We start from the raw sequence: 13678 nt of genomic DNA on the forward strand, positions 1-13678 counted from the left end.
CCATGATTTCTCCCGTCTGGCATCCCTTCACCCAGCATGGGCTTGGCGAGCCCATACCGCAGGTCGTGCGCGCCGAGGGCGCCGTGCTGCATCTGCGCGACGGCAGCAGGCTGATCGACGCCATTTCGAGCTGGTGGGTGACGACCCACGGCCATTGCAACCCGCGCATCGCCGCCGCCATCGCCGCGCAGGCAGGTACGCTGGACCAGCTTATTTTCGCCGGCTACACCCACGAACCGGCCGAGGAAGTGGCGCGCGGACTGATCGACATGGCCCCGCGCGCGCCAGGACAGCCGGAACTCGCGCATGTCTTCTATTCCGACAGCGGGTCGACCGCGGTCGAGGTCGCGCTGAAAATGGCGCTGGGCTACTGGTATAATCTGGGCAGCCCCGAACGGCACCGCATCCTCGTCATGGAGCATAGCTATCATGGCGACACGATCGGCACGATGTCGGTTGGCGCGCGCGGCGTCTATAATGCCGCCTGGGCGCCACTGCTGTTCGACGTCGGCACCATTCCCTTTCCCGCTCCGGACGCCGAGCAGGCCTGTCTCGACGCACTGGAGGCGGCCTGCGCCGAGCGGCCTGCGGCCTTCATCGTCGAGCCGCTGGTGCTGGGCGCGGGCGGGATGCTGGTGTATCCCCCGCGCCTACTGCAAGAGATGGCAGCGATCTGCCGCCGGCACGACGTGCTGTTCATCGTCGACGAGGTGATGACCGGCTGGGGCCGCACCGGCACGCTCTTTGCCTGCGAACAGGCCGGCGTCGTTCCCGACATCATGGCGGTGGCCAAGGGCATTACCGGCGGCGCGATTCCCCTCGCGGCGACGCTGGCGATCGCGCCGGTGTTCGACGCCCATGTCTCGACCGACCGTTCGCGGCTCTTCTATCATTCGTCCAGCTACACCGCCAACGCCATCGCCTGCGCGGCGGCGGCGGCGAACCTTGCCATCTGGCGCGAGGAGGATGTTATTGGCCGCATTGCGGCGCTGGCCCGCGGCATCGGCACGCGGCTGGCCGAACTGGCCCGGCACCCCGCCTTCACGAATCCGCGGCAGGCAGGCACGATCGCGGCAATCGACCTGGTGGCCACGGACGCAGGCTATCTGTCCGACCTTGCCCCCCGCCTGCGCGCCTTCTTTCTGGAGCGCGGCCTCTTGCTGCGGCCGCTGGGCAACACCATCTATATCATGCCGCCTTATTGTCTCGATGCCGATCAGCTCGACATGATCTTCGCGGCGCTCGCCGCCGCGGGGGAACGGTTCGGCGCGCAACCCTGACTTTCATTTTCCATCATTTGGCGCTATGGCGGCGCGATTTTTTGCATATTCGGGATATTATGGCCAAAGAAGAACTGCTTGAAATGCGTGGACAGGTCGTTGAGCTGCTGCCCAACGCCATGTTTCGCGTCCGGCTCGAGAATGATCATGAAATTCTCGGCCATACCGCTGGCAAGATGCGCAAGAACCGCATCCGCGTGCTGGTCGGGGACGAGGTGCTTGTCGAACTGACGCCGTACGACCTGACCAAGGGTCGGATCACCTATCGCTTCAAATAAGCCGCCGGTCATGCGGCTCGTCCTGGCTTCGGCATCTCCGCGACGGCTGGCGTTGCTGGACCAGATCGGCGTCACGCCCGATGTGGTGGACCCGGCCGATCTCGATGAAACGCCCGAAAAGGGCGAACTTCCCGCCCGTTATGCCGCGCGCATCGCCGCCGAAAAGGGCGCGGCGGTTGCGGCGCGTCACGTCGGCGCGCTGATCCTGTCGGGCGACACCGTCGTCGCGGCGGGCCGGCGCATCCTGCCCAAGGCGGAAAGCGAAGCGCAGGCGCGGACCTGCCTGTCGCTACTGTCGGGGCGGCGGCACCGCGTGCTCAGCGCCATCACCCTGATCGACGCCCGGGGCATCGCGCGGCACCGGCTGGCCGACAATATCGTTACCTTCAAGCGGCTGGAGCAGGCGGAGATAGACGCCTATATCGCCAGCGACGAATGGCGCGGCAAGGCGGGCGGCTATGCGATCCAGGGTCGCGCGGCCGGGCTGATCCGCGCCATCCAGGGCAGCCACAGCGCGATCATGGGTCTGCCGCTTTACGAAACCCGCGCGCTGCTGAAGGCAGCGGGCTACCCACTGGACTAGAAGGATCGCGGGGGAAATGGCACATTTCCCGGCTCGGCGATCCTGGCGAACAGGAACACAGACATGGCCGAATGGCTTTATGAAGAAGGTATTGGCGAGGCGCGCGCCGCGCTGATCGAACATGGCCGGTTGGTCGAGGCGCTGGTCGAGCGCGACGGCGACGCCGCACGGGCGGGCGCGGTCATGCAGGGACGGCTGATCGCCACGCTGATCCCCAGGAAGCGGGGCATCGTGCGGCTGCTGTCGGGCGAAGAGGCTTTGCTGGAGCCGATTCCGCCCAAGCTCGCGGAGGGCGCCACCGTTCTGGTCGAGATCCTGCGCGAGGCGATCGCGGAGGAAGGGCGCCCTAAGCGCGCAAAGGCGCGCGTCGCCGCACCGGGTATCAAGCCACACCCCGGCCCCAGCCTGCTCCAGCGCATCCGCGCCACCGGCGTGCCGGTCATCCCCTGTCCCGCCCATGAGGAGGACCGGCTGGAAGCCCATGGCTGGAGCGAACTGATGGAAGAGGCGATGCGTGGCGAAGTCGGCACCGAAGCTGCCGCGCTGCGCCTCTATCTGACGCCCGCAATGCTGCTGATCGACGTGGACGGATCGTTGCCGCCGGCGCAGCTTGGCCCCAAGGGCGCCAAACTCGCCGCCCAGACGATTCGTCGCATGGGGCTGACCGGGTCGGTCGGCATCGACCTGCCGACGATGAACAACCGGGACGAACGGATGATCGCGGCGGCGCAGATCGACAAATATCTGCCGCTGCCCTTCGAGCGCACGGCGGTCAACGGCTTCGGCTTCCTCCAGATCATCCGCCGGCGCGAACGCGCGAACCTGATCGAGCTGCTGCGCGAAAGCCCGGTTGCCACCGCCGCGCTGGCGTTGCTCCGCCGTGCCGAACGTCATGGCCAGGGGGGCCCGGCAACGATGACGGCCGCCCCGGCGGTCATCGACCATCTGCGCCAGCGCGCCCACTGGATCGACACGCTGTCCCGCCGACGCGGCGGCGCTGTCACCTTGCGCGCCGACGCGGCGCTTGCCATATCGGCCGGACATGTCGCCTGATCCTTCTCCCTGCCCGGTCTGCGGTCAGCCCGCCGTTCCGGAAAACCGCCCCTTTTGCGGCGCGGCCTGCCGCGACCGCGACTTGCTGCAATGGCTGGGTGAAGGCTATCGCGTGCCGGGTCCTCCCGCCCACGAAGCTGCGCAAAAAAACGGCAATTATGGGCTGGACACCGAACCGGATTGACGCTTATAGGCACGCCTCCATCCGGCGGCTGGCCGCCGCGACCCCGTGCCCGGGTAGCTCAGTTGGTAGAGCATGCGACTGAAAATCGCAGTGTCGGCGGTTCGACTCCGTCCCCGGGCACCATTTCCATATTCGCGATCATTCGCTGACGGTTCCAAAAGATCCAATACGCCTTTATTCCCTCCATCCCTCGGCCACCGATGGACGCAATTGTTCGTCTGCATCCGGTGAAGCTGGAGGCCAAATCAGGGGCCAATTTTATAATGGCCCCTCCGGACAGGATATGTGGCCCCCATGGCTTTGCCCGATACACCGACGCCGGGCTCGTACCAGGGCGCTCATTGCGATGGTCGGCGCATGAAGGCAGCTTTATTTTGTCCATGCCGGTTCAGCCATATTATCCGTCGAGTTTCAGTGGCCTGCCCCCAGGAAGTGACAGCCCCCGTCTTCTTGGCTGTTCCGTTATCAGTCTTTTAGATCGCTTCTGGCTGCCAGCACGAGCGTGACCGCCCAGCCCGCAACCGCCGCTCCGCCGAGCCAGAGAAGCAACGCCGCTGCATCGCCGGACAGGAGGAAAGCCAGACCGGGGAGCAAGGCAGCGACAGCGATCAGGCGGCGTGAGGTTGCACCTTGCCCCGCCCCTTTGCGCGCGGCGCGACGGCGCTTGGGATCGCCCAGTCCGAGCAGCAGAATGAGGCCGGCCGAGAAGAGAATGGCTGCGAGCGTGAGCAAAGGCATCATTCGGCTGGTTGCAGCGCGATGGACGGGCGCGGCCGGTCCGTATTCCTGCGCAATTGCCAGAGCGTCCAGCCGCCCGCGAACAGGAAGGCGATGTCGAGCGTGACAATGATCGGCTGGCCGGCCACGAACGCCGTGCTCCAGCCCGGGCCTCCGGTCAGGAGGCGCAGCAAAGGCAGAAGGAGCAGCATCGCCCCGGTCGCGCCGCGCAACCATGCGCTCAGCCGTTCGGCGTTGGGCGCGATCGCCCCGGCCATGATGGCCAGCGCCGTGCCGATGAGGAAGCCGGCCGGTGTCCACCAGGTTGCGCTGCCCAACGGCATGGCGACGAGGAATACGGCAGTTGACGCGGCAAGCGCGAACGGCAAGCCAAGGCCCACGACGACATTGGTCCGCTCCAGCCAGGCGAAGGAGCGAACGCCCCCCTCCCGCCGGACAAGCCAGAGGCGGATGCCGGTATAGGTGACATAACACATGGCGAAACCCAGGCCGAACCAGATTGCCTTGGACAGCAGGCCGGCGAAATTGCCGAAATGCAGCGGCGACATGATGGCGGCCAGCGTGCCGCCCGTGGACGGCCGGGGTCCGATCAGCGGCTTTTCCTGAAGGAAGGCGGCGGTCGCGCCGTCATAGAGCAGCGACATGGGAGCGATGGCGGCGTCCCTGGGCGGATGATAGGTGGTGACCTTCGCGTCGGCGCGGCCGAAATTCTCGATCGTGACGAAAGTGGGAACGGCGCCGGCCCGGGCGATGGCGTCGGCATTGATGCGGTCCATATTGCCCATCGCGGCGGGCCGGGGATCGGGCTTGCCAGGGGTGCCGTACACCGCTTCGGTCAGGGCCTGCACATCGCCGCCGAACGCCGCCATCGCCACCACCGGCATCCCGACCGTGCCGAAGAAGGAGAAGAAGCTGCCGGTGAAGGCGAGGACGAACGCGAAAGGCAAGCTCCATGTACCAGCGACACTGTGCGCGTCGCGGTTCGCCAGCACGGCGCTGCCCGAGCGGCGCAGGGTGAAGATGTCCTTGAAAAGATGACGATGGATAAGCAGGCCCGATACCGCCGCAACCAGCATCGAGAGGCCGAGGATGCCGGTCAGCAGCAGGCCCCAGGGATTGGGGACGTGCAGCCGGACATGGGTGTCGACCAGAAAGCTGCTCAAGGCATTGTCGTTGCGCGCGCCATAGACATCTTCATTGGTGCCTGCCTGGCGATGGATGACCCGGCCGTCATCGCCCACGACATAGAAGATACCACGGCTGATCAGTTCGCCGCGATCCATTTCATGCCGGTGGAAGAAGACGCCGAGATCATGGTCGCCGGTTTCGAACAGATCTACCGCCTCGCTATAGCGGTCCGGGGTTTTCGCGCCCAGCCGCCGCAGCGAATCCGCCATCGGCCGTTCGAAGGCGGATCGGGTGGCCACATGGCCGGCGGACCATGCGCCAATCTCTTCGGCGAACACGGCGGCTGTGCCGGTCAACACCACTGCGTAGAGCAGCAGGCCGAGCAGAATGCCCGACCAGCCGTGCACGGCGACCATCGCCTTGGTTTCATCCCTGGGCAGGCGGATCATCGATGGGCCTCCGCCGGGGTGGAAATTTTTTCGCGAAATCTGTTGGCGATCAATCCTGAATGGACCAGCAGCAGGACCATCGCAACGATCGCCACCCGGCCCAGGCGACGATCGAGGCAGGCGTGAAAGAAGAGCCCGGCCCAGATGAGCGGCGCAAGGACGAGCGGCAGCACCAGATTATCTATGCCCGCTTTCCCCGCCGGCAGCCACAGCGTCATGCCGGCCATCACGACGAGCGCGATCAGGACCGCGCCCGGCCCGGCAAAGGCGATGCGGACCCAGCGACGCGAGGTTGGGGTCATTCGAATGCTTCCTCCGATCAATATTTCAGGCTGATGGTGCCCAGAATCGTGCGCGGGGCGCCGTAATAACCCTGATCATAGTTGAGCGCGGTCAGATATTTGGTGTTGGTCACGTTCTTGAGGTTCGCACTGATCTGGATGTTATCGGTGAACTTGTAGCTGGCAAGCAGGTCGACCAGCGCATAGCGGGGCTGGGTGATGCGAACCGGCGCGCCGGTGGTGATCGAAACAGTACCCGGTTCGAGATAGATCCGGCTTTGATACTGCACGGCCGCGCCGATCTTCAGCGCCGGAAGCGCGGGGGGCGAATAGGTAAGGGTCAGGCGCCCGAGCTGACGCGGGACAAAGGTGCGGACCGGTTCGTCATTCTCGCCGCGTACCCGCATCACGGTGTATCCGCCCGTCGCCTGAAGTCCCGGGGCGAGCATGCCCGCGAATTCGAATTCGATCCCCTGCGATTTCGCGTCCACGCCGCGGTAGATGGTCTGGCCGATGGTCGCGTCGAACCCGGCAGCCTCGGCGGTGTTCTTTTGCCGCGCCTGGAAGATGGCGATGCTGGCGTTGAGCCGGCCGCCCATCCATTCGCCCTTGAAGCCCGCCTCGATATTGTCGCCCTTGATCGGATCGATCAGTTCGCGGTTGGCGGTCGTCTGGGTCTGCGGGTTGAAAATGGTGGCGAAGCTCGCATAGGCGCTGATGCTGTCGGACAGGTCGAGCGTCGCACCGACGAAGGGGAGGAAGCGCGTCCAGTCGTATGCCATGTCGGCGCCGTAGGAGAAACCTTTGCTGGTGGCATGGGTGAGGTTGCCGCCAAGCATGAGCTTGAAAGGATCAGCGAGGCTGAGGCGGACGAGGCCGTAGCCGGTCTCTCGCTTCGTGGTGCGATCGCCGCTTTCGAGGAAGCTGGTATTGAACACGGTCGGGAAGTCCGGTTCCGGGGTGGTCCCGTTCAGCACGTCGTCGATCGCCAATTCCAGGCCGATCGCGCCGTAATCATAGCCCGACGTCTGGATATAGCGTTGCGCGCTGCGGTTGACGCCGAACATCACATCATGCTCGCGTCCAAAAACCGTTACCTTTCCCGCGACATAGGCGTCGATGGTGAGGTTGCGGGTTTCCGCGCGGAAGGCGCCGGGATAGCTGCGGATATTACCGCCGGTGGCACTCAGGGCCGGGTCGATGCCGTCGGGGAAGACCGCGCTGGGATTGCCATAGACATAGAAGAGCCGGTCATCCTCGCTGACGGCGCGGCGTACGACCGTCAGCTTCGCATGCCAGTCGTCGTTAAAATGATGGACGATATCGCCGAAAATCTGCCGGTCTGTGACGTTCCAGCCGGCCCAGTCGGGCCCGCTGTTGGCCGAGCGCGGCAGGTCGATGCGGGTGCCGTCGGTATAATAAAGCGGGAGCGCGCCCCAGGTCGCACCGCGGCTCTGATGATCCTGGTGCCCGTAGCCGAGCGTCAAAGTCGTCTGCGGACCGAGATCGGCCTCGATAATGCCATAGCCCGTCCAGCGGCGCAGACCATAACGGTCGAGATAGCTGTCTTCATCGAGATAGGCGCCGACCGCGCGGGCGCGAATGCCGCCATCGGCGGTCAGCGGAACGCTCACATCGGCGTCGAGGCGCAAATGGTCATATGAGCCATATTGCGCGCTGCCGCTCGCCTGAAAGGTGCGCGTCGGGCGTTTGCGGATGAAGTTGACGACGGCGGATGGATTGCCGGTCGAGGAGAGAAGGCCAGGGGCGCCGCGGACCACGTCGATATGGTCGTAGATGGCGGTGTCGATCGATCCGGTCTGCACCTCGAAGGCGAACGGCAGGCCGATGCCGTCTATCTGGAAAGTCTGGATATCAAAGCCGCGCGCCGAATAATAGATGCGGTCGGTTTCCTGCGCCTGCACCTGGACGCCGGGAACGGTTTTCAGCAGGTCGTTGATGTCGTTAAGTTGGAAATCCTGGATCTGGGCGCGGGTGACGACGCTGACCGACTGGGGCGTTTCGCGCTGCGACAGCGGGAAGCGCATCGTGGTCGTCTGCTTCTTTACCGCATAGTCATCCTGCCCTTCCGTTCGTTGGCCGGTGACTATGATCTCGTCTGCGCCCGGGGTAGCAGGGGCCTCGGCGGCCGGGACGGCAGCGGCGGTGGCTGCGATGATGGTCAGCAAGGCAGGCATGAGAAAATGGGTCCCCTTTTTTGATTTCCCGCACTCTTATGTGCACCAAAAAGCTTTTGCAAGTCATTTGCAATAGCTTTTTGGTGCACATTTTCGAACCGAAGAAGTGCGAAAGCTGGCTGGAAATCTCCTCGCATGCGTATGATGATCCCATCGGGGAAACGCCAAACCGTGGACGGGATGGCAGGCATCTTCTCAGGGCCTGGCGATACGGCAAAAGCGGTCAGCGAGAGCAAGGTGGAAAAGCTGCATGCCAAGATCGGCCAACGGGGGACGGACCGGGATTTTTAACGAAAGCCTTCGGTCGACGAGCGTGGACCGGAGGCGGGCAATGGCCGAACCTGCGCATCATCGCCCGTCGATCTCGGCACAGTGTGGTTGCTGCGGACCAGCCGTCGTTCGCAGTCGCGCATGGTCAACCGGCCCTAACGCGGCGCTATCTGCCCACATTTCCAGGCGGTCCGGTTCGCCCGATGCGGGCAGGTCATTCCACGCGACGTTGGCGGCCAGTTCGTTGAACAGGCATGCCGCCCAAGCATTCGCCGCGCACCAAGGAAGACATATTTTAGAAGGACAGTGCTGCCCTTGATAAGAAGGATCGGTTCGAAGCCGTCGCGGCCAATCGCGTAGTCAACGCGTATGAGCTGCGATCAAGCCAGAAACGCGGACCGATTGTGTGACGAAAGCATGTGTATCGCAGCATCGTGCCATCAACGCAGGTCAAAGCGAACGGCAAAATTGCCCCGATGCCATTGAGCAGATCGCTGATCGCAGCGCCTGCCCATGACCTGCCCGAGGTCGCCCCCTGTCGGGGTAAGTTCGCTAAGTCTTTGAAAAAATGGTGCTGCCGGTGAGGATTGAACTCACGACCTCAGCCTTACCAAGGATGCGCTCTACCACTGAGCTACGGCAGCACTCTGTTGCGTCTCCGTGCCTGTCCGGCGATGGAGCCGGGCCTATGGCCGCACGGGTTGCGTATGTCAAGGCGGGTTGCGGCCGCCCGCGCATTTTGCTTATGCGGTGTCCATGGATGAGACCCAGGACGAACGCAAGGCACGGTTGGCGCGGGCGCTGCGCGACAATCTGCGCCGCCGCAAAGCGCAGAGCCGTGAGGATGCGGCCGGCAACGCAATGTCCGAAACCCAGCCGGACCGCGCCTAGAGCGGCGCGCAGGCGGCCTTGAGCCAGGCGAGCGCGTCGCCTGAAAGCTGCGGGCCGACGATGGCGAGCACGCTGGCATGATAGGCGTCGATCCACGCGCGTTCGTCGCTTGACAGAATATCGGTGGCGATCAGGTGTCGGTCGATCGGCGCAAAGGTCAGCGTTTCGAAACCCAGCATCTCCTTTTCCGCGCCAGGGATGGCCAGTTCCTGCACCAACACCAGATTTTCGATGCGGATGCCATATTCGCCGGTCTTGTAGTAGCCCGGCTCGTTCGACAGGATCATCCCCGCGGCGAGCGGCTCGTCCCCGCCGCCGAATGTCGCGATCCGCTGCGGCCCTTCATGCACCGACAGGAAGCTGCCGACGCCATGACCGGTGCCGTGGGCATAATCCAGCCCTTGGGCCCACAGATATTGCCGCGCCAGTGCATCTAGCTGGCCGCCCCGCGTCCCCTGGGGAAAGACGGCGCGGGCCAGCGCGACATGGCCTTTCAGGACCAGGGTGAAGCGATGACGCATCTCGTCGGTCGGCGTGCCGATTGCCAGCGTGCGGGTCACGTCGGTGGTGCCGTCGCGATACTGGCCGCCGGAATCGACCAGATATAGCGTGCCCGTCTCTATCGGGCGGTTGGTCCTTTCCTCTACGCGATAATGAACGACCGCGCCGTTCGGGCCTGCGCCGCTGATCGTGTCGAACGACAGGTCTTCCAGGCAACCCGTATCCTTGCGGAAAGCCTCCAGCCGGTTTGCGGCCGTCATCTCGTCCAGCCCGCCCTTGGGTGCCTCCGACGCGATCCAGTGCAGGAACCGGGTCAGCGCAGCGCCATCGCGTGCCTGTGCCGCCTTGTGACCGGCAATTTCGGTCGCGTTCTTGATCGCTTTCGGCAGCACGGCCGGGTCGCGCAGCGCCAGCACGGTCGCGCCGCCTGCGTCGAGGCCGTTGAAGATCGCCGCGACCGCTCGCTCGGGATCGGCGACGACGGTCTTGCCCGAAAAATCGGCGAGCGCGTCCGCGAATGCGGCGCGGTCATGCACGCGCACCGCATTGCCCAGATGCTGGGCGACGGCCTCGTCCATCTTTTCGGGCGCGACATACAGGTCGGCGGTCGCGTCGGCATGGACGACGGCATAGGCGAGCGCGACCGGCGTGCGATCCACGTCCTTGCCCCGGATGTTGAAGGTCCAGGCGATCGAATCGAGCGCGGAAAGGACCACGGCATCGGCGTTCCTGCCGGTCAGCCAATCGGCCATGTCCGCGCGCTTTTCCGCCGCAGATCGGCCGGCGACGTCGTCGCCGTGCACGACCAGCTTCGCGTCGCTGCGCGCGGGGCGGTCTGGCCAGATGGCATCCACGGGGTTGGTGTCGACCGCGACCAGTTCGGCACCTTTCTGGCTCAGCGCCTCGGTCGCCTGCCCGACCCAGGCGCGGGTGTGCAGCCAGGGATCGTAGCCGATACGCGCGCCATTGGCCGCATGGTCCTTCAGCCACGCCGCGATCGACGTCTGCGGCACGCTCTCATATTGCCAGTGCGCTCCATCGACCTGTTCGCGCACCTGGAGCGTGTAACGGCCATCGACGAAGATCGCGGCTTCTTCCGGCAGCACCACCGCGCTGCCGGCCGATCCCTGAAAGCCGGTGAGCCAGGCGAGCCGCTGCGCATAGGCGCCGACATATTCGCTCATATGCTCGTCGGTCAGCGGCACCACGAAGCCGTCGAGTTGCTGGCGCACCAATTGTGCGCGCAGGGCCTTCAGGCGATCTTCATAACTGGACATCGAACTTCCTTGAAATGCATTCGGCCCTTGCACCGGGCATGAAGGCGACAACATAGAGGGGCCGGGCTGCTTATTCCAGCATCCCCCTGTTGTCTGAACCATGGATAGTTAATGACCGATCAAAGCCTGCCCCCCGTCGCCGAACGCCGTGCGCACAGCTTCACCCGTCACGGCATCACGGTGGAGGACCCCTGGGCCTGGCTGCGCGATCCCGGTTACCCCGACGTCCGGGACAAGGATGTGCTTGCCTTCCTGGAGGCGGAAAATCGCTGGTTCGAAGCGGCGATGGCCCCGCGCAAGGACCTGACCGATGCGCTGTTCGCCGAAATGAAGGGCCGCATCAGGGAGGACGATCGTTCGGTGCCGCAGAAGGACGGCGACTATATATACTGGCGCGCGTTCGAAACCGGCGCGCAATATCGCAAATGGTATCGCAGGCCGGTTGCCGGGGGCGAGGATCAGCTCATCCTGGACGAACCGGCCCTTGCGGACGGGCATGATTATTTCCGGCTCGGTGCCATGTCGGTCAGCCCGGACGGGCGCTACCTCGCCTATGCGATCGACATCGATGGGTCGGAACGGTTCGAAGCGCGGATCAAGGATCTTTCCAGTGGAGAGATATTGCCCGACGTCATCTCCGACACGCTGTCGTCGCTGGTGTGGACGGCGGACAGCAAGGGGCTGCTCTACGGCCTTGCCAACGAAAACTGGCGGACGGACAATGCGCGGCTGCACTGGCTGGGACAGGATGTCGCTGACGATGCCGAGCTTTTTCACGAGGATGATGAGGGCTTTCGCGTCTCCATCGGCCTCACCTCATCGGAAAAATGGATCGTCATCGCCACCGGCGACCATGTGACCAGCGAAGCCTGGCTCGTGCCCGCCGACGATCCGACCGCGACGCCGCTGCTGGTGTCCGCGCGTAGCGCGGGCCGGGAATATGACGTCGATGAACATGACGGCACGCTCTACATCCGCACCAACGACGCCCATCCCAATTTCCGGCTGGTGAAAGCGGCGCTATCCGCACCGGGGGAGTGGGAAGAAGTGATCGCGCCCGACGATCATTTCTACCTGACCGATTTCACCCTGTTCAAGGGCTTCTACGTCACCGAAGGGCGACAGGATGGCCTGGACCAGATCGAGCTGCGCGACTATGCGACGCATGAGGCAAGACGCATCCCCTTCCCGGAAGCCAGCTATTCGGCGTCGCTCGACGACAATCCCGAATATGACGTGACGAAACTGCGTATCGGCTATGAATCGATGGTCACGCCCGACACCGTCTACGATTATGATCTGGCCACCGGCGCGCTGGAGGTGCTGAAGGTCCAGGAGATCCCGTCGGGCTATGACGCCGACCTCTATGCGACCGAGCGGCTTATGGTCCCCGCCCGGGACGGGACGCCGATCCCCGTTTCGATCGTCTATCGCAAGACCCTGCCGCGCGACGGCAGTGCGCCCCTGCATCTTTATGGCTATGGCGCCTACGGCATCGCGATGGAGCCGGGTTTTTCCACCAGCCGCCTGTCCCTGCTGGACCGGGGTTTTGCCTTTGCGCTGGCGCATATCCGTGGCGGCGATGACCTGGGCCAGCAATGGTATCTGGACGGCAAGCTCGACAAGCGCACCAACACATTCACCGATTTCGTCGACGTGGCGAAGGGGCTGATCGACCTTGGCTACACCAGCAAGGGCAGGATCAGCATTTCGGGCGGATCGGCCGGTGGCGAACTGATGGGCGCCGTGGTCAACAGCGACCCCGGCCTGTGGGGCGCGGTGGTCGCGCATGTGCCCTTCGTCGATGTGCTCAACACCATGCTGGACGAGACGCTGCCGCTGACGCCGGGCGAATGGCCCGAATGGGGAAATCCGATCGAGGACGAGGCGGCGTTCCGCACGATCCACAGCTACGACCCCTACAGCAATGTCCGGGCGCAGGACTATCCGCCGATCATGGTGACGGCCGGCCTCAACGATCCGCGCGTCACTTATTGGGAACCGGCCAAATGGGTGGCCAAACTGCGGGCGACCAAGACGGACCAGAATGTTCTGTTGCTGAAAACCAACATGGGTGCCGGCCATGGCGGCAAGTCCGGGCGGTTCGAAAGCCTGCGCGAAACGGCCGAGGAATTCGCCTTCATCCTGTGGCAGTTGCGGATGGCGAACTGATGGCGTCCAGCTACACGACCCAGATCACGGCCGGGCCGGAGCATATCGACGTTCTCGGCCATGTGAACAACGCCGTCTGGGTGCAATGGATGGAGCAAGTCGCCACCGACCACTGGATGCGCGACGCCGATCCGGAGCATGTCGCCGCCTACGTCTGGGTCGTGACCCGGCACGAGATCGACTATCGCGGCAATGTGCGGGAAGGGGAAACCGTGACCGCGCGGACCTCCATTCCCGAAGGTCCGCGCGGCGCCCGGTTCGATCGCTTCATCGAATTTGTCGGCCCCGACGGCAAGGTAAAGGTCGCGTCGCGATCGACATGGGCGATCATCGACAAGGCGACCGGCCGCATCCTGCGCGTGCCGGCCGAGGTGGCGGCGAACTTCGTCGACTGA

14 protein-coding genes and 2 tRNA genes are annotated in these 13678 nt (G+C 64.4%); 10 read left to right on the plus strand and 6 right to left on the minus strand.

The window, feature by feature from the left end; all coding sequences use genetic code 11:
- Positions 1–2 precede the first annotated feature (2 nt).
- The 6 genes from J3E64_RS05465 to J3E64_RS05490 all read left to right on the plus strand — a co-directional run bounded on the left by J3E64_RS05465 (position 3) and on the right by J3E64_RS05490 (position 3501).
- Positions 3–1280 carry an adenosylmethionine--8-amino-7-oxononanoate transaminase gene (locus J3E64_RS05465; RefSeq protein WP_253340695.1) on the plus strand — a complete coding sequence of 426 codons (1278 nt, stop codon included), beginning with the start codon at positions 3–5 and terminating at the stop codon, positions 1278–1280.
- Between the two features lie 59 nt (positions 1281–1339).
- Positions 1340–1558: a translation initiation factor IF-1 gene (gene infA, locus J3E64_RS05470; RefSeq protein WP_003049127.1), complete on the plus strand. Its 219-nt coding sequence runs from the start codon at positions 1340–1342 to the stop codon at positions 1556–1558.
- Positions 1559–1568: 10 nt separating this feature from the next.
- Positions 1569–2141 carry a nucleoside triphosphate pyrophosphatase gene (locus J3E64_RS05475; RefSeq protein WP_253340697.1) on the plus strand — a complete coding sequence of 191 codons (573 nt, stop codon included), beginning with the start codon at positions 1569–1571 and terminating at the stop codon, positions 2139–2141.
- Between the two features lie 63 nt (positions 2142–2204).
- The gene (locus J3E64_RS05480; protein ID WP_253340699.1) at positions 2205–3194 is read left to right on the plus strand and encodes a ribonuclease; all 990 of its coding nucleotides are present in this window, start codon (positions 2205–2207) and stop codon (positions 3192–3194) included.
- Positions 3184–3378: a DNA gyrase inhibitor YacG gene (locus J3E64_RS05485; RefSeq protein ID WP_253340702.1), complete on the plus strand. Its 195-nt coding sequence runs from the start codon at positions 3184–3186 to the stop codon at positions 3376–3378. Before J3E64_RS05480 ends, J3E64_RS05485 begins: the two co-directional genes overlap by 11 nt.
- 47 nt (positions 3379–3425) lie before the next feature.
- Positions 3426–3501 (plus strand) — tRNA-Phe (locus J3E64_RS05490).
- Positions 3502–3843: 342 nt separating this feature from the next.
- On the opposite strand, the gene J3E64_RS05495 is transcribed toward J3E64_RS05490, so the two are convergent.
- Genes J3E64_RS05495 through J3E64_RS05510 form a run of 4 tightly spaced genes read right to left on the minus strand, consistent with a single transcriptional unit; the run spans position 3844 to position 8172 of the window.
- Positions 3844–4119: a hypothetical protein gene (locus J3E64_RS05495; RefSeq protein WP_253340704.1), complete on the minus strand. Its 276-nt coding sequence runs from the start codon at positions 4117–4119 to the stop codon at positions 3844–3846.
- Positions 4116–5693, minus strand: coding sequence for a PepSY domain-containing protein (locus J3E64_RS05500; RefSeq protein WP_253340706.1), 1578 nt, complete (start codon positions 5691–5693; stop codon positions 4116–4118). Before J3E64_RS05500 ends, J3E64_RS05495 begins: the two co-directional genes overlap by 4 nt.
- Complete coding sequence (locus tag J3E64_RS05505) at positions 5690–5995, minus strand: hypothetical protein (RefSeq protein ID WP_253340709.1); 306 nt, start codon at positions 5993–5995, stop codon at positions 5690–5692. The genes J3E64_RS05500 and J3E64_RS05505 overlap by 4 nt, the downstream gene beginning before the upstream one ends.
- Before the next feature lie 17 nt (positions 5996–6012).
- Complete coding sequence (locus J3E64_RS05510; RefSeq protein WP_253340711.1) at positions 6013–8172, minus strand: TonB-dependent siderophore receptor; 2160 nt, start codon at positions 8170–8172, stop codon at positions 6013–6015.
- 135 nt (positions 8173–8307) lie between these two features.
- Between J3E64_RS05510 and J3E64_RS05515 the strand changes: the two genes are divergently transcribed.
- Positions 8308–8463 carry a hypothetical protein gene (locus J3E64_RS05515; RefSeq protein WP_253340713.1) on the plus strand — a complete coding sequence of 52 codons (156 nt, stop codon included), beginning with the start codon at positions 8308–8310 and terminating at the stop codon, positions 8461–8463.
- Positions 8464–9011: 548 nt separating this feature from the next.
- Here the strand turns inward: J3E64_RS05515 and J3E64_RS05520 are convergent.
- Positions 9012–9086 (minus strand) — tRNA-Thr (locus J3E64_RS05520).
- Between the two features lie 112 nt (positions 9087–9198).
- On the opposite strand from J3E64_RS05520, the gene J3E64_RS20640 reads away from it, so the two are divergent.
- The gene (locus J3E64_RS20640) at positions 9199–9333 is read left to right on the plus strand and encodes a hypothetical protein (RefSeq protein WP_301287136.1); all 135 of its coding nucleotides are present in this window, start codon (positions 9199–9201) and stop codon (positions 9331–9333) included.
- On the opposite strand, the gene J3E64_RS05525 is transcribed toward J3E64_RS20640, so the two are convergent.
- Positions 9330–11111 (minus strand): aminopeptidase P family protein, encoded by a 1782-nt coding sequence (locus tag J3E64_RS05525; protein ID WP_253340715.1) that lies wholly within the window; start codon positions 11109–11111, stop codon positions 9330–9332. The two genes, J3E64_RS20640 and J3E64_RS05525, sit on opposite strands and share 4 nt — an antisense overlap.
- A gap of 111 nt (positions 11112–11222) precedes the next feature.
- Here J3E64_RS05525 and J3E64_RS05530 point away from each other — a divergent pair, with 111 nt between their 5' ends.
- Together J3E64_RS05530 and J3E64_RS05535 are read left to right on the plus strand one after the other, a co-directional pair.
- Positions 11223–13283, plus strand: a complete 2061-nt coding sequence (locus J3E64_RS05530) for a S9 family peptidase (RefSeq protein WP_253340717.1) — start codon at positions 11223–11225, stop codon at positions 13281–13283.
- Entirely contained in the window at positions 13283–13678 is a 396-nt protein-coding gene (locus J3E64_RS05535) for a thioesterase family protein (RefSeq protein WP_253340719.1), read from the plus strand. The genes J3E64_RS05530 and J3E64_RS05535 overlap by 1 nt, the downstream gene beginning before the upstream one ends.

Origin of the sequence: Sphingobium sp. OAS761, assembly GCF_024168485.1 — a bacterium.
In the GTDB taxonomy this organism is placed as follows: Bacteria; Pseudomonadota; Alphaproteobacteria; order Sphingomonadales; family Sphingomonadaceae; genus Sphingobium.